The sequence below is a fragment of the Catenulispora pinisilvae genome, assembly GCF_015356865.1.
Lineage (GTDB): Bacteria > Actinomycetota > Actinomycetes > Streptomycetales > Catenulisporaceae > Catenulispora > Catenulispora pinisilvae.
Window position 1 is genome coordinate 1 of the sequence record NZ_JAAFZA010000228.1, and the last position, 16,613, is coordinate 16,613.

The window sequence follows — 16,613 nt, forward strand, 5'->3', positions numbered from 1 at the left end:
CGAACTATCCCCTGATGGTCGCTGTCGACGACGCCGGTACCGATGCCGGGTTCGCCGTCTCGGTGCAGTGTGTCGCCCCGATCGACCCTCACTCGGTCGCCTCGCTGATGCGGACTGCGGTGTCTGCTCTGGTTGTCGGCTTGGAGGATGATCCCGACCTTGTGCTGCGGTCGGTTCCGGTGCTGGATGATTCGGCGCTGACCGAGCTGTTGGTCGATAACAACGACACTGCTCATGCGGTGCCGGATGCGACTCTTGTCGGTTTGTTTGAGGAGCAGGTGCGGCGTTCGCCGGATGCGGTGGCGGTGCTGTGGGGGGACGAGCGGGTTTCGTATGCGGAGTTGAATGTTCGGGCGAATCGTTTGGCGCGGGCGCTGGTGGCGCGGGGTGCTGGTCCGGAGTCGTTGGTGGCGGTGGCGCTGGAGCGTTCGGTGGAGCTGGTTGTGGCGTTGCTGGCGATTCTGAAGTCTGGTGCGGCCTACCTGCCGGTGGATCCGGATTATCCGGCTGACCGTATCGGGTTCATGTTGGCTGATGCCTCCCCGGTGTGTGTGATCACCACCTCCGATGTGGTCTCGGCCTTGCCACAGACCACTGATCTATTGGTGGCAGATGACCCGCAGTTTGCGGTTGAGGTGTCGGCGTATGCGGGCGCGGATCTGGGTGTCGCATTGGGTTCGGAGTGTCCGGCGTATGTGATCTTTACTTCGGGTTCGACAGGTCGTCCGAAGGGTGTGGTGGTGTCGCATGCGGGGATTGTGAACCGTCTGTTGTGGATGCAGGACCGGTTCGGCCTCGACGTCAGCGATCGTGTGTTGCAGAAGACGCCGTCGGGCTTCGACGTCTCGGTGTGGGAGTTCTTCTGGCCGCTGCTGGTGGGTGCGGGTCTGGTGGTTGCCCGGCCTGGTGGTCATCGTGATCCGGCGTATGTGGCGGGGCTGATTGTCTCTGCTGGTGTGACGACGGTGCATTTTGTGCCGTCGATGCTGGCGGCGTTTGTGGCGGAGCCGTCTGCCGCCGACTGTGTGGGGTTGCGTCGGGTGGTGTGTTCGGGTGAGGCGCTGCCAGCGGAGGTGGTGCAGCGGTTCTTCACCGTGTTGGACGGCGTGGGGCTGTTCAACCTGTACGGCCCGACTGAGGCGTCGGTGGACGTGTCGTGGTGGGAATGTGTCCCGGACGCAGTCTCGGTGCCGATCGGCCGTCCGGTGTGGAACACCCAGCTGTACGTTCTGGACTCTGCGCTGTCTCCGGTTCCTGCGGGGGTGGCTGGGGAGTTGTATCTGGCTGGTGTTCAGCTTGCGCGCGGGTATCTGGGCCGTTCCGGTCTGACCTCGGAGCGGTTCGTGGCGGATCCGTTCGGTCCGGCCGGGTCGCGGATGTATCGCACCGGGGATCTGGCGCGCTGGAGCGTCGATGGCGTGGTGGAGTATCTGGGCCGTACCGATGACCAGGTGAAGCTGCGTGGCTTCCGTATCGAACTCGGCGAGATCGAAGCAGCCCTGGCCGGGCACGACGCGGTGTCTCGGGTTGCTGTGCTCGCACGAGAAGACCGGCCCGGCGACAAGAGGCTAGTCGCCTACCTCGTCCCTGCCGACGGCTCTGCGGCGCTGGACGCCGAGGCGCTGCGCGAGCATCTCGGTGCCGCGCTCCCCGACTACATGATCCCCTCGGCATTCGTGGTGCTGGACGCGCTGCCGTTGACCGCCAACGGCAAGCTGGACCGTCGTGCCCTGCCGGCGCCGGAGTTCGACTCCGATCCTGCCGGCCGCAAGCCGCGGACCGTGCAGGAACAGCAGTTGTGCGACTTGTTCGCCGAGGTCCTGGGCCTGGAATCAGTGTCCATCGACGACAACTTCTTCGCACTCGGCGGCCACTCACTGCTGGCCACTCGTCTGGTGAGTCGGGTGCGCTCGGCGCTGGGCGTGGAGCTGGGGCTCCGGACGCTGTTCGAGGCCCCGACCGTCGCGGGATTGGCCACGCGTCTGGGTGGCCTGAACGACCCTGAGGACTCCTTCCGTGTCCTGTTGCCGCTGCGGTCCACCGGCTCGGCGGACCCGGTGTTCTGCGTCCATCCGCTGAGCCCACTCAGCTGGGGATACTCCAGGTTGGCGGCCTTGCTCGACCCGGACGTGCCGGTCTACGGACTGCAAGGCCGGGGCATGCTGGAGCCGGAGGCTCTTCCCGGCAGCATCGCGGAGATGGCCGCCGATTACGTGGCGCAGATCCGGAGTGTGCAGAAGTCGGGCCCGTACCGGCTGGTCGGCTGGTCGCTCGGCGGGTGCGTCGCGCAGGAGATGGCGGTCCAGCTTGAGGAGCAGGGCGAGAAGGTGTCGTCGCTGGTGCTGCTCGACCCGCCGGCCAAGCGCGCGGTGCCATCGGCCGAGCAGGTGGACGTGGGGCGGCTGGCACTTGAGATGGTGCTGGACAGCCTCGGGTACTCGGTCGAGGACCTCGACGCGGCGGACCGGGGTGGGGACGTCCTGACCCGCGCGCGAGTGGTGGAGTTCCTGCGGCACAACGAGAGTAGCTGGCAGGAGCGGGACGAGGCCCGTATCCATGCACTTGTTGACACCGTCGAGAACAATCAACGACTCGTACGGGGGTTTGAACCGCGATGGTTCTCCGGCAAAGCAACGTTCATATATCCGAATCCGGATGGACTGCGGGACGGGTCCGCGGCCGATCCCTGGCTCGCCTCGATCGGCGGCGGATTGGACCGGCTTCCGGTGCCTTACCGGCACGAGGACATGATCGGCGCCGAGTCGTCGGTGTGGGTCGCGGAGATGGTGGCGGTGCGGCTGGCTGACGAGGCGTAGGACGGTCGACGGAAGCAGGGCCTTCGCCAACTCATTGATTGGATCTCATGTGGTGACTTACCGGGGGGTAAGAAAGTTGCGATTCGGAATATTGGGACCTCTGTCACTGACCGGAAAGGACGGTGGGTCACGCAATCTCAGCGCCTTGAAGCCGAAGATCGTGTTGGCGAATCTGCTGACCCGGCCCGGGCATGTGGTGTCGACGCAGCAGCTGATGGACGAGTTGTGGGACGGCCGCCCGCCGCGCACGGCGACCACGGCGTTGCAGGTATACGTCTGCAAGCTTCGCAAACTCTTGAGCGAGGGAGGGGCGGACCGCGAGGACTCCCAGATCATGACCCAGCAGCCGGGCTACGTGCTCAGCATGGCCGGGCACGAGAGTGACCTGAAGCAGTTCGAGCAGCTGCGGGACCGAGCTGACCGGCTGCAGGTCCACGGCGATCTGCACGGCGCGGCGGTTGAGCTCCGAAAGGCTGTGAAGCTGTGGCACGGGCCGGCGCTGGCCGACGTGCGGTACACCCCGCGGCTGCGGTCGGCGGCCGAGCGGCTCGACGAGCTGCGCGTGGTGACCATCGAGCGGCTGCTGGAGCTGGAGCTGGTACTCGGGCGGCACCGGGGGCTGACTGGCGAGCTTTCTCAGCTGGCCGGGGAGTATCCGACCCGGGAGCGGGTCCACGAGCTCTTGATGATCGCGCTGTACAACGCCAGGCGCCCCAACGAGGCGCTTGAGGCGTACCAGACGATCCGGACGGCGATGAATGACGAGTTCGGGCTTGAGCCGAGCCACCGGCTGCGCAGCCTCCAGCTGGCGATCCTGTCCCAGGATTCCGACCGGTTGTCGGTGTCGATGGAGAGCCCCTACCCGTCGCGGATCGCTTCGTGATGCGCGCCGGCCGTGCCGGGGCACAGCCCGATTCCCGGAGAGGCTGAGCCGGCATGCGCGAACTGCTTCGGCTCCGCAACGTGCGGATCAGCCTGCTGGGCAACTCGGTGAGCATGATCGGCGACAACGCCTTCTGGCTCGCCGCCGCGATCTGGATCAAGGAGCTGACGGGCTCGACGCCGCAGGCCGGCGTCGCGACCCTGTGTCTGATGCTGGGCACCCTGCTCTCGCCGCTGACCGGCCTGGCCGTGGACCTGCTGCGTCGCAAACTCCTGGTGATGCTGACGAACATCGGCATGGGGCTGTTGGTCCTGACGCTGGTCTGGGTGCGGGGGGCTTCCGACGTCTGGATGATCGACGTGGTGCTCTTCTTCAACGGCATCGCCCTGGCCGTCGCCTCCAGCGCGTTCGCGGGGCTGCAGGAGCGCCTGGTGCCCGCCGAGCTCATGGCGACCGCCCAAGGGCTGGGCCAGGTGCTGTATCAGGGGGCTCGGTTGATCACCCCGGCCATCGGCCTGGGTGTGCTGTCCGCGTGGGGCGGCCATGTCCTGGCCGTCCTGGACGCCTCGACCTTCGCGATATCAGTGCTCTGCTGGACTCTGGTGCGGATCGAGGATCCGCGGCCGATGAACCGGGCGGCGAACGGATGGCGCGCCGACATGGTGGCCGGGTTCCGCTTCCTGTTCAGCTCCCCGGTGTTACGGCGGTTCGTGATCGCCTCGGCGATCACGCTGTTCGCGATGGGCCTGTACGAGACGCTGGGCATCGCGGTGGTGACGGTGGGGCTGGGCCACAAGCCGACCTGGGTCGGGACGCTGCTCACCGTGATGAGCGCGACCGGGCTGGTCGGCGGGCTGCTCGCGCCGCGGCTGATCCGCGGGGTGGGCGCCATGCGGGCCGCCGCTTTCGGGATGGCGGCCGGCACGGTGGCGCTGCCGTTCGTGGCCGCGCCGGACAGCGGCGTCGTGGTCGGCGCCGCCGGGTTGTTCGGCGCGGGTCTGGCGGTGGTGATCGTCAGTTCCGGGACCGCCTTCCAACTGGCCACGCCGAACGCCCTGATGGGCCGGGTGAGCGGGGCGGCGAACCTCGTCATGTTCGGTGCGCAGATCCTCGGGATCTCAGCCGGTGCGTGGCTGGTGGGCGTCATGGACTACCGCTCGGCGGTCTACTTGAGCGCGGTGGTGTTCGCCGGCGGGGCGGTGGTCATGTTCAGCGGACGTGAGGACGTCTCGCCGGTCGCGGCGGCCGCTGAGCCCGAGCCCGGTGCTGTCGCCGAATCGGAAGCGGCCGAACCCGCGGCCGCCGACGAACCTGCAGCCGCCGACGAACTCAGCGCAGAAGCAGCGTCGCGATGATCCCGATGGTCGCGTCGGCGCAGACGTGCGTGAGATACGGCCAGAGCATCCCGCGCGTCTGAAGTCGCAGCGTGCCCAGGGCCAGCCCCCAGGTGCCGGCCATGAGCGCGCCGAGCGCACCGGAGGGGAAACCGTTCAGATGGACCAAACCGAAGGCGGCCGCCTGGATGACGACGGCGGAGCGGACACCGACGGTCTGGCGGAGCTCGTCGAGCAATACCCCGCGGAAAACGAATTCTTCCCACAACGGGTTCACCGTTGCGAATGCCGCCAGCGAGAGCACGGTAATCCATACCGGGCCGTGTCGAAGAGTACGAAGAAACTCCGGGGCGGCTGGATGGGACGCCTCGGACCACAGGACCAGAGCCGCGGCGCTCAGAGCCACGGTCGCGGCCGCCAGCCAGCGACTGCCGGCGGCGGCCTGGCCGCGGCGCAGCCAGCTCATGGCGGGCCGCAGCCACTCCCGGCGGTCGCAGGCCTTCAGCGTCGCCGCCGGGAGCAGGATGAGCAGCACGGTCGTGATCGCCGAGCTCAGGCCGAGCCGTCCGCCGGCCACCGCCACCGTGAACACGACGTCGGCGCAGGCCAGCGCCCGGACCGCGGAAGCCAGACGAGCCCGCCAGGCCATGACCGTGCAGACCGCCAGAGCGACCGCCGGCCCGGACAGGACGAGGAGTCCGCCGGGCAGCGGTACGGCGATGAACAGTGCCGCGGCGATCACCAGCAGGCTGGCCGGCCCGAAACCGGTGCGGACGGCCTTGACGTCCAGCGCCACCCGCATCTCCGGCGCGGTCACCGTCGCCCACCGTGTCTGTGGCTGAATGGCATGTCGGCCATTATGACACAGAGTGCTGACTTTGTTTCTCGTGCTTAAGGGCGGCTTAAGTGCCGGTCGCTACCCTTTCCGAGGCCCCTGTTGTGGGATTCCCGACTAAGAGTTTCCGAATGGCGGCCGTTTGCCCATTGCCGGCAGTGATGACGTTTCGTGCCAGTGTAAGGGAGGAGTCCGGTCATGCCTGTAGACCTCGATCCCATGCCGTCCCGGCTCGGCCCGGCCCGCCGTCCGGCCGCCGACCTCGATCGGTTCCTGGGCGATCCCCGCACCGGGACCGGACCGTTCAGCTACCGCGAGATCGTCGAGGCCGAGGAGCGGGACGAACTGCCCGCCGGCGCGCTGGAGGCGATCCGGGACTGGGGATTCCCAGCGTATCTGGTCCCTGAGACGGTCGGCGGCCGGCTCACCAGCCTGGAGGAGCTCTACCACCTGTGCCGTACCCTGTCGCGGCGCAACGTCACCATCGCCGTGGCCTACGGCTCGGCCCTGCTGGCCGTGAACCCGGTCTGGTTGTGGGGGCGCGAGGACCAGCGCGAGACTGTGGCCCGGGCCGTGCTGGACGGCGCCTTCGCCTGCTTCGGCGTCTCGGAGGCCGATCACGGCAGCGATCTGCGCGCCTGCGAAGCAGTCCTGGCCGACGGGCCGGACGGCTCGCTCCTGCTCTCCGGCGCCAAGTGGCCGGTGGGCAACGCGACCCGGGGACGCTTCGTGACGGCGTTCGCCAGGTCCGGGGAGCGGGACTTCAGCATGGTGCTCGTCGACAAGGAGACGGTCGATCCGGCACGCTGGTCGACGCTGCCCTTCGTCAAGACGGTCGGCCTTCGCGGCCACGACCTGAGCGGCGTCGTCTTCGACGAGGTCCCGCTCGCCCGGGACGCCGTGCTGGGCCGTCCCGGAGCGGGGCTGACGCAGGTCCTCAAGACCCTTCAGATCACCCGCACGGCGATATCAGCCCTCTCAGTCGGGACCATGGACGCCGCCCTGCGCATCGCACTGGAATACGCCCACGAACGCAAGCTGTACGGAGGCACCGTCTATCAGATCCCGGCGATACGGGACCAGATCCTGTCCGGCCACGTCGACCTGATGATCGCCGAGTGCACCGCGCTGCCGGTCACCCGGGCGCTGAACGTGGTGCCGGGAAGGATGAGTCTGTGGTCCTGTGTCGTCAAGTACCTCGTTCCCGTCATGGCCGAAGAAGTGGTGGCGAGTATGGGGCGGGTGCTGGGCGCGCGCAGCTATCTGCGTGAGGGCGTCGCGGACGGCGTGTTCCAGAAAATCCAACGGGACCATGCCATCGCCAGCATCTTCGACGGCACCACGCATGTGAACCTGCACGCCGTCGCCGACCAGTTGCCGTTCGTGGTGCGACGGATGCCCTCGGACTCCGCTGAGGAGGACCTGGGCGAGGTGCTGGAGGCGATATTCAGTTGGACACGGGGCGTTCCGCGCTGGGAGCCCGACGGCATGGAGCTCCAGCTCACCAATGAGGGATCCGATGAGATCACCCAGCGGTGGTCGATCGCCGTCCGTCTGGCCCGGAACCTGGCCGCCCTCCCCGGCGCGACTCCGACCGCGGCGCGGATCGCCGCCCTGGTGGAGCTGGCGGACGCGCAGCATGCCGCGCACTACAAGCTGATCGCGGCCTGGGGTCCGATGGATGTCAGGGGCAAGGACGCGATGCTGGCCGCGGTGCGGCATTGCGAACTCCACGCGCTCGCCTCGTGCGTCTACACGTGGCTGGTCAACCGGGAGGCTCTCGGCGGCGACTTCGCCGCCGGCGGCTGGCTCGTGCTCTGTCTGGAACGGCTGCTGCGCGGAACGGACCCGTGGGTGACGGCGTCCGAGAAGTATCTGGCCGACCTGGAGGGGCACGTTCTGGGCTGCCTGGCCGACACGACGGTGTTCTCGCTCGCCACCCTCGCTTCCGGGACCGACTGATGCCCGGTACGGACCCGGCTCCGACCGGCTGGCTGCGCCGGTTCGGCCCGCCGGGCACGCCACGGCTGCGCCTGGTGTGCCTGCCGCATGCCGGCGGCTCGGCCAGCGCGTATCACGGCTGGCGGGCTCGGCTGCCCGACGACATCGAGGTCCTGGCGGTCTGCTACCCGGGCCGCCAGGACCGGATAGCAGAGCCCTTCATCGAGGACATGGACGTGCTGGCCCGGCAGATCGCGGGGCGTCTGGAGCCGTTGTCGGACCTGCCCCTGGCCTTGTTCGGGCACAGCATGGGCTCCGTACTGGCCTTCGAAGTAGCCCGGTTGCTGGAAGAGCGGGGCTCCGGTCCGAAACTGCTCGTGTTGTCCGGCAGCAGCGGCCCGGGCGGAAGAGACCACGACCTGCCTTCTGACGACGAGGATGAGATCATCGCCTTCGCCAGGAAACTGGGCGGCACACACGCCGGGCTGTATGAGGACCGCGACTTGGGCCCGCTGCTGCTCCCCGCGCTGCGCTCGGACCTGCGCATGGCCAGGTCTTACAACCACCGGCCGGGCATGGTCGAGGCCCCGGTGCTGGTCTGTGTCGGGGACCGGGATCCGGAGGTCTCCGTGGCCGAGGCTCGTTTGTGGAGCGCGGTGGCCGCGGGGGAGTTCGAGGTTGAAGTCTTCCGCGGAGGACACTTTTACCTGGTCGACCGCGAAGAGGAACTGCTGGCGGACTTGTGGGGCAGGCTTCGGCGGTGACCGCGGATCGATGGCGATCACGCCGCACGGGAGAAGTCAGGCGGGCTCGGGGATTCCGCCCCGCCGGGCGCCCCGGGCGCGCCGACAGCCGGGGCGGCTGTGGCGTCCCGGCTGCCGGCGCCGTCGGATGACGAAGGCCTCTGCGATGTCCTGCCGACCGGGAATTCCTCTGGGACGTCACCGAGGTGCTGTTGCGGGCGGTCCCGTCGCTGGCTGGGGAACATGACCGGATCGAGAGCTGAGGCGGCGGTTCCTCCGCCCTGAGGCCCGGCCGGGCCCGGGGTACCACGGCCGGGCGGCTCTCAGGTCATCGCCACCAGGATCTTCCGGTGCCCGGTATAGGGCTGCCGGCCGTCACGTCCGGGACGGCGCCGCCGATGTGCTCGGCGTAGACGGGCTGGATGGTAAGCGACCGACTCAGAATACGGGTATTCGCTTAAGCCTCCCTTAAATGCGTGGTGAATGCGATTAAGCACCGCTTTATCGCCGACGCATAGCCTGGTTCGGATTCTCCGGATCGCTCTGTCCCGAAAGGGGGCGTTGTCCATGACCGCTCGCGATATCGAATACGTCGAGATCTACACCGGCGACAGGCATACGACCATCGATTACTTCGTGTCCGCGATGGGCTTCGCCGCGGTGGCCGAGTCCCGGGCCCACGACCGGGAGTCCGTGCTGTTGCGCCAGGGTCGAGTCCAGCTCGTGGTCACCACCGGGCCGGCGACCGACGCGTTCCTCGACGAGCACGGTGACGGAGTCGCCGACATCGCGCTGACCTGTCAGGACGTCGCCGAGACCGCCGCCGCGGCCGAGACCGCCGGCGCCGCGGTGCACCGCTCCTCGCTCGGCGGGCCGGTCGTGAGCGGCTTCGGATCGGTCGTCCACACCCTGCTGCCCGCGACGCCCGAGATCGGGACCGCGCTGCCCGCCGGACGGTCGTGGACCCCGCTGACGTCGGCGCGCGCCGTGCCCGGCCGGATCCGGCTGCTGGACCACGTCGCGGTCTGCGTCGACGGCGGAAGCCTGGGGCGCTGGGCCGACTTCTACACCGCGGGATTCGGGCTCGAACGCTACTCCAGCGAGTACGTCGACGTCGGTGGCCAGGCGATGGACTCCATCGTGGTGCGCAGCGGCTCCGGCGGCGTGACGTACACCCTTGTGGCCCCGGACCCGGCCAAGAACCCCGGCCAGCTCGACGCCTTCCTCGATCGCAACAGCGGCCCCGGCGTGCAGCACCTGGCGTTCCTCGTCGACGACATCGTCCCGGCGGTCGACGAGATGCGCGAGCGCGGTGCGGTCTTCCTGGAGACCCCGGCCTCCTACTACGACATGCTGACGGACCGCATTCCGGAGATGCGGACGAAGGTCGCCGAGCTGCGGGATGCCAACGTGCTGGCCGATCGCGACGAATGGGGCCACCTGCTGCAGCTGTTCACCCGCTCGCCGCACCCTCGGAACACCCTGTTCTACGAGCTCATCCAGCGCAGCGGGGCCCGCGGCTTCGGCAGTTCCAACATCAGGGCCCTGTACGAGGCGGTGGAGCGCGACCGGCTGGTCGCCGACTGAGCGGTTCGTCGCCCCGCCATTGCGTTGCCGGCGGTCGTATGCGGCTGCGCCGGGACGCCGTCTGCCGAGGCGTGGCGGGTGCGGTGACGGGGCCGGGTCGGCGATCGGTGACCTTCGCCACCGCCCTGACGACGCTGCTTCGATCGGGTCCGGCCTCGCCGATGTCCGGCGAAGCATCCCGCAGGAGCGCGCGCCGCTTTAGCGCCGCTTAAAAGCGGATGCATAGCCTGATTCAGGTTTCACCGATCCCTGCATCGAAGGGGGCGCTCCTGTGGTTGCGCGCGATATCGAGGGTGTCCGGCTGCGTGCAGTCTGCGGGGCCGCCGGATGACGGGCAGCCGGGACGCGACCGTCACCGCGGCCATCACCGCGGCCTTCACACTGGCCGATATCGCCCACGCGGCTCGGGAACGCCTGGACCCGGCCGTCTGGGACTTTATCGAAGGGGGCGCCGGGCCGGAGCGGACCCTCGCGGCCAACACCGAGTCGTTCGCCGGCGTCGAATGGGTTCCCCGGGTGCTGGCGGGCATCGGCTCACCGGTCACCCGGACCCGGATCCTGGACCGCGACTGGCCGCTTCCGTTCGGCATCGCGCCGATGGCCTACCACACGCTGGCCGACGACGAGGGCGAGATCGCCACCGCGCGGGCCGCCGGAGCGGCCGGGGTCCCGGTCGTGGTGAGCACGTTCGCGGGCCGTGGCTTCGAGGAGATCGCCGCGGCGGCGCGGGCCCCGCTCTGGCTTCAGGTGTACTGCTTCCGCGATCGCTCGGTGACCAGGGATCTGATCGTCCGTGCGGAGCGAGCCGGGTTCGAGGCGCTGGTGCTCACCGTGGACGCACCCCGGCTCGGCCGGCGGCTGCGGGATCTGCGCAACGGCTTCACGCTGCCGCCGCACGTGCGACCGGGCAACCTGGACCGGGCCGGCACCGCCTCGCCGGCCGATCACGCGCGGACCGCCTTCGAGTCCTCCGGCCTGGACTGGTCGGTGCTGGAGTGGATCCGGTCTGTCAGTCCCCTGCCGCTGCTGCTCAAAGGCATCATGAGCGCCCCCGACGGGTGCCGGGCTGTCGACGCGGGAGCGGACGGCATCATCGTGTCGAACCACGGCGGCCGCCAACTCGACGGCGTCCCGGCCACCCTCGCCGTGCTGCCCGAGATCGCCTCCGCGGTCGCCGGCCGGCTGTCGGTCCTGCTCGACGGGGGCGTGCGCAGCGGTGCCGATGTCCTGGCCGCCCTCGCGCTCGGAGCCGACGCGGCCCTGCTCGGCCGGCCGATCCTGCACGGCCTGGCGGCCGGCGGCCAGGCCGGTGTGGAGCGGGTGTTGGACATCGTCGTGGAGGAACTCACCGAGACCATGGTCTTGACCGGCACCCCGTCGGTCGCCGATGCCGGTCCCGAGCTGATTCGCGGTCGCTCCCGTGCCGGGACCCAGTCCGGGACCCAGTCCGGGACCCAGTCCAGGACCCTGTCTCCGGCGACGGAGGACCGCGCCCCGGTCGCGCGGGCGGAGTTCAGATTGCGCGAGGAGGAACTGCACTCCAGTGTCTCCGATCCGCTTCTGGAGACGATGACCTTCCTCAACGAGATCACGGCGTGCTACCCGAAGGCGATCTCCTTCGCGCCGGGCCGTCCGTACGACGGATTCTTCGACACCGAGCAGATCGTCGGGTATCTGCGACGCTATCTCGATCATCTCGCCCAGACCGGCTCCACCCCGGACGAGATCCGCGACGCGCTGTTCCAGTACGGTCCGACCGCCGGTCGGATCCGCGGCCTGATCGCCGAGTCGTTGCGCAAGGATGAGGGGATCGATATCGCCCCGGAGGCGATCGTGGTCACCGTCGGGTGCCAGGAGGCGATGCTCCTCGCACTTCGTGCCCTGATCTCCGGACCCGATGACGTCCTTCTGGTCTCCAGCCCCTGCTATGTGGGGATCACCGGCGCGGCCCGTGTTCTCGACATCGCGGTGGTGCCGGTACCGGAGCGGGAGACGGGCTTCGACGTCGCGGACCTGGAAGCCGCGGTGCGTGCCGAGCGCGCGGCCGGCCGGCGTCCTCGCGCCTTCTACGTCGTGCCCGACCACTCCAATCCGCTCGGTACGACCATGGCCCGGGAAACCCGGCTGGAGCTTCTGGAAGCGGCGGCCCGCCTCGGTGTCCTGATCCTGGAGGACAGCCCGTACCGGCTGGTCAGCCCGGGCCGGCAGCTGCCGACCCTGAAATCCCTGGACCGCCGGCGCGGGGTGGTCCACCTCGGGTCGTTCTCCAAGTCGTTGTTCCCCGGGGCTCGGGTCGGTTTCGCCATCGCCGATCAGGAGGTCGTGGACCGGGCCGGCGGCACCCGGCTCCTCGCCGACGAGCTCGCCAAGATCAAGAGCATGGTCACCGTGAACACCCCCGCGCTGAGCCAGGCGGTGGTCGGCGGCATGCTGCTGGCGGCCGGCGGCGGTGCCGCGGAACTCAACGTCGAGTCCCGCGCGCACTACGACGAGGCGATGCGCGCCACCCTGCGCGAACTCGACCGCCACTTCCCGGCCGAACGCCGCGCGTCTTCGGGCGTCCGCTGGAATGAGCCCGCCGGCGGCTTCTTCCTCGCCCTCAGCGTCCCCTTCGTGGCGGACAACGCCGCGCTGGCCCGGTCGGCCGAGGAGTTCGGAGTCATCTGGACCCCGATGTCCTATTTTCATCCGGTCGGCGGCGGCGAGCGCGACATCCGGCTGTCCACCAGCTATGTCACCCAGGCAGAGATCACCGAGGGGATGGCGCGGCTTGCGAAGTTCATCGAGGCACAGGCGTCGGGCCCGCAGCCGACCCCGTTTGCCTGACCGACGACAAAGGAGTTGTGAGCGACCTTGGCCGACTTGCTGACAGAAGCCCGGATCCCGCCGGTGATGAGCAGACCGCAGCGCGGTGCCGCGCGGATCGTGGGCATAGGCGCCTACCGGCCGGAGCGAATCGTCAGCAACGAGGAGATCTGCCAGCACATCGACTCCGACGACGCGTGGATCCGCACCAGATCCGGCATCGTCTCGCGCCGCTTCGCCGGCTCCGAGACCATCCCCGAGATGGCCGCCTGGGCCGCGAGCAAGGCGCTCAGCGTGGCCGGGATCGTCCCCGCCGACGTGTCCTGCGTCGTGCTCGCGACCATGTCCCATCTCCACCAGGCGCCGCCGGCCGCCGCGGTCTGCGCGGCCGAGCTGGGCGCGGACGGGGCCGTGGCTTTCGACGTCGGTGCGGCGTGCGCCGGCTTCTCACACGCCCTGGCGATCGCGAACAGCCTGGTGTGCTCGGGCGAGGCGCGCTACGTGGTGGTCGCCGGAGCCGAGCGGATGAGTGACATCGTGGACCCCCGGGACCGGGGCACGGCGTTCCTGTTCGGCGACGGGGCCGGCGCCGTCGTGGTGGGACCGGCCAGCCGGACCGGCATCGGTCCCGTCGTCTGGGGCAGCGACACCACCCATCTGCACGCCATCGAGCAGAGCGGGTCCTTCGCCGCTTTGAAGACCCCGGGTGCCGAACCGTGGCCCTACCTGGAGATGGCCGGGCGCGAGGTGTATCGGTGGGCCATCGGCGCCCTGGCTGGCGTGGCCCGGGACGCGCTGGACGCCGCGGGCCTCAAGCCGGGCGACATCAACGCCTTCATTCCGCATCAGGCGAATCTGCGCATCACCGACAACGTCGTCGGACAGCTCGGACTGCCGGACTCTGTCGAGGTGTCACGGCAGATCCGCGACGACGGCAACACCTCGGCGGCGTCGATCCCGCTGGCGCTGGAGTCGCTGATCTCGGCCGGCCGGGTTCGGCCCGGAGACCTGGCGCTGCTGGTCGGCTTCGGATCCGGGCTGAGCTACTCGGCTCAAGTGATCGCTGTACCGTGAGCCGAGCCGAGGCGAGGCGAGCCGAGGCGTGGTGGGCAGTGAAATCTGATTCCGGATCCAGTAGGGAGTCCCGGTGCGCCGCCAGGTTCGCCGCGGCCGCCATGAAGCCCCGGTCATGTCGTTCGCGACGCTGCACCTCGAATTGCGGGTCGCCGGCCTTGATGTGCTGCCGCAGGAACATGCCGATCGACTGGAGACGCAGAATGGCGTCGTTGACGACGTCCTCCGGGTCGAGTCCGCCGTAGGCGTCGCACAGGAGGGCGAGTCGGGCTCGCCGGTCCGGCGGGGTGTCCCATCCCCAGCTCGATATGTCGTCACCCAGGTGGAAGGGGACGAACTGGACGGCGAGGTAGGCCACGTCCCAGGACCGGGTCATCGGCCCGGCCGCGTCCCAGTCGATGACGCCGGTCACTTCGGTGCCGTCGAACACCATGTTCCAAGGGGCCAGATCACCGTGCCCGATGATCTCCAGGTCGCGGACCTGAGGGTGCCGATTATTGCTGCGAGCTGGGATGATGCCGTGTCGTGGGGTTGAAGCTGGTCTATCTGGTCGTGACTCGGTTGTTCGCGTGGCTGTGGCTGGCGGGGCGGGATTCGGCGGCGAAAGACGTGGAGATTTTGATGCTGCGGCATCAGCTTGCTGTCGCACAGCGCCGTGATCCGCGCGTTGCGCGGAAGCTGACCTGGACCGATCGGGCGTGGCTGGTGTTGCTTGCGAGGTTGTTGCCTACTGATCGTGTGCCGCGGCTCCGGCTGATCGTTACGCCGGCAACGCTGCTGCGTTGGCATCGGGACCTGCTGCGGCGGCGCTGGGCGAGGCGTTCGCGGCGTCGTGCAGGCCGTCCGCCGACGCATCGGAACATCAAGGCTCTGGTGCTGCGGATGGCGCGCGAGAATCCTGGTTGGGGCTATCGCAGAATCCACGGCGAGCTGGCCGGCCTGGGCATCAAAATCGCCGCCTCCACCGTGTGGGAGATCCTGAAGGGCGCCGGTGTCGAGCCGGCCCCGACCCGAGATACCGGTCCGAGCTGGGCTGCGTTCCTGCGCTCGCAGGCCGAGGCGATCATCGCCTGCGACTTCGTGGTGGTCGACCTGCTGGACGGGTCGAAGGCGTACGTCCTCACCGTGATCGAGCACGCGACCCGACGGGTCCGGGTGCTGGGTGCCACCTTCCACCCGACGGCGGACTGGGTCACACAGCAGGCCCGGAACTTGCTGATGGACCTGGATGACGCCGGGGCGAGGCTGAAGTACCTGATCCACGATCGGGACGCCTCGTTCGGTGCGGCGTTCGACGCGGTGTTCACTGCCGCCGGCATCGATGTGATCCGCACCGGCATACGGGCACCCCGCCAGAACGCGATCATGGAACGCTGGTTCCGCAGCCTACGCGCGGAGCTGACCGACCGGACCCTCATCTGGAATTTGGAGCATCTGCTGCGGCTGCTGCGTGAGTACGAGGACCACTACAACGGGCACCGCCCGCACCGATCCCTCGACCAGGCCGCGCCGATGCGTCCGCGGTCGGACAACGTGGTCGATCTCGAGGAGTTCCGGGTCAGACGGCGTGATCGCGCCGGAGGGCTGCTCCACGAATATCAGCAGGTCGCATAGGTTATCGGCACCCTCAGTATACGAACGCGCAGCGCGGCTATGGACTGTTGCCCAGATCGTCGACATACGCCGCTACCAACGACGTCGTGCTACCACAGCCGGCTGCTGGACCGCGTGCTGGTGTTGGAGGGGCGAGATCGCGCCAGTATGCCGCTCAACCAGGATGCTAGCCATCAAGATGATGATCGATGCCTCGTTCCCGTCCAAGGCCGGGACGCGTATTGCGACACCCGGAGAATCAGCTTGTGTAGCGCTCGCAATAGGAATGCCCATGTCAGGGGCACGGGATGCCCGGGCATTGTGGGCACCGCGTAAGCTTGGCTTCACACCTGGTTAAATCGGTAGAAAATATGCGTAACGTCGGACTCGGTGCGCCGTCAGCGTGCTGCCGGGGCCATGCAGCGGGAACCCTATGTATGGCAGCTGCGAATGGACAGCAGCCTCTGACCCGCCGCCCCGCATCTGGCCTAGGAACCGTGCGGGGCAGCCTGGCCCAACGAGGAGCCCAGGATGGAATCCCCTCGAATCGGTGTTACCCGCCGCCCAGCGCCCCCAACAGGGCGACTAGGCCAGCAGGTCACGATTTTGATCGTGATCATCGTTATCCTAGCTATTAGTCCGAACCCGGCACTAGTGACCGCTTGCGCAAGCCTTGTGCTCGCATCCGCCCATACTGGCGGCCGGAGCTCAGCCAGCCGCCAGTAGCACCGACACGGAGTCCCGCGCCGCGGCGCGGGACTCCGTGCGTCGCAGCGACGCCAACTGCTGGCGGCCAAGGTGGTTGTCGCGAGCGTGGCCAGATTAATGTCGCGACCGTGCGCGCGTTCTGGGTCGGCGTTCACGATGTCGACGCGTAAGAGGCTGTCCGAGATCCCGTCAGGCTGCGCGTGATAGCACCGTGCGTGGCCTGGCGAGGCGACGCGCCATCAACATGATCATGCTGATCGTGACCATCGCCTCGTGATTCTCCGGAAGGCGCTC

General features: G+C 68.6%; 10 protein-coding genes and 1 pseudogene. 9 read left to right on the forward strand and 2 right to left on the reverse strand.

What is annotated here, in order from left to right; genetic code table 11:
* The 3 genes from IZR01_RS39420 to IZR01_RS39430 all read left to right on the forward strand — a co-directional run.
* The coding region (locus IZR01_RS39420) for an amino acid adenylation domain-containing protein (RefSeq protein ID WP_228561116.1) at positions 1–2,816 on the forward strand (2,816 nt) is incomplete at its 5' end.
* Between the two features lie 145 nt (positions 2,817–2,961).
* Positions 2,962–3,699: an AfsR/SARP family transcriptional regulator gene (locus IZR01_RS39425; RefSeq protein ID WP_194897282.1), complete on the forward strand. Its 738-nt coding sequence runs from the start codon at positions 2,962–2,964 to the stop codon at positions 3,697–3,699.
* A gap of 53 nt (positions 3,700–3,752) precedes the next feature.
* Entirely contained in the window at positions 3,753–5,054 is a 1,302-nt protein-coding gene (locus IZR01_RS39430) for an MFS transporter (RefSeq protein ID WP_194897283.1), read from the forward strand.
* Here the strand turns inward: IZR01_RS39430 and IZR01_RS53765 are convergent.
* Positions 5,029–5,850: a CPBP family intramembrane glutamic endopeptidase gene (locus IZR01_RS53765; RefSeq protein ID WP_323746549.1), complete on the reverse strand. Its 822-nt coding sequence runs from the start codon at positions 5,848–5,850 to the stop codon at positions 5,029–5,031. The two genes, IZR01_RS39430 and IZR01_RS53765, sit on opposite strands and share 26 nt — an antisense overlap.
* Positions 5,851–6,066: 216 nt before the next feature.
* Between IZR01_RS53765 and IZR01_RS39440 the strand changes: the two genes are divergently transcribed.
* The 5 genes from IZR01_RS39440 (at position 6,067) to IZR01_RS39460 (ending at position 14,018) form a co-directional block, all read left to right on the forward strand.
* Complete coding sequence (locus tag IZR01_RS39440; protein ID WP_194897284.1) at positions 6,067–7,830, forward strand: acyl-CoA dehydrogenase family protein; 1,764 nt, start codon at positions 6,067–6,069, stop codon at positions 7,828–7,830.
* Positions 7,830–8,573 (forward strand): thioesterase II family protein, encoded by a 744-nt coding sequence (locus IZR01_RS39445; protein ID WP_194897285.1) that lies wholly within the window; start codon positions 7,830–7,832, stop codon positions 8,571–8,573. Before IZR01_RS39440 ends, IZR01_RS39445 begins: the two co-directional genes overlap by 1 nt.
* Positions 8,574–9,119: 546 nt before the next feature.
* Entirely contained in the window at positions 9,120–10,139 is a 1,020-nt protein-coding gene (gene hppD, locus IZR01_RS39450; RefSeq protein ID WP_194897286.1) for a 4-hydroxyphenylpyruvate dioxygenase, read from the forward strand.
* A gap of 327 nt (positions 10,140–10,466) precedes the next feature.
* Positions 10,467–12,965 carry an aminotransferase class I/II-fold pyridoxal phosphate-dependent enzyme gene (locus IZR01_RS39455; RefSeq protein WP_194897287.1) on the forward strand — a complete coding sequence of 833 codons (2,499 nt, stop codon included), beginning with the start codon at positions 10,467–10,469 and terminating at the stop codon, positions 12,963–12,965.
* A gap of 66 nt (positions 12,966–13,031) precedes the next feature.
* Entirely contained in the window at positions 13,032–14,018 is a 987-nt protein-coding gene (locus IZR01_RS39460) for a beta-ketoacyl-ACP synthase 3 (protein ID WP_194897290.1), read from the forward strand.
* Positions 14,019–14,391: 373 nt separating this feature from the next.
* On the opposite strand, the pseudogene IZR01_RS54540 reads toward IZR01_RS39460, so the two are convergent.
* Positions 14,392–14,667, reverse strand: a pseudogene (locus IZR01_RS54540) (phosphotransferase); the annotation flags it as partial.
* On the opposite strand from IZR01_RS54540, the gene IZR01_RS39470 reads away from it, so the two are divergent.
* Positions 14,550–15,632 (forward strand): integrase core domain-containing protein, encoded by a 1,083-nt coding sequence (locus IZR01_RS39470; RefSeq protein ID WP_438939656.1) that lies wholly within the window; start codon positions 14,550–14,552, stop codon positions 15,630–15,632. The pseudogene IZR01_RS54540 and the gene IZR01_RS39470 sit on opposite strands and share 118 nt — an antisense overlap.
* Positions 15,633–16,613 lie beyond the last annotated feature (981 nt).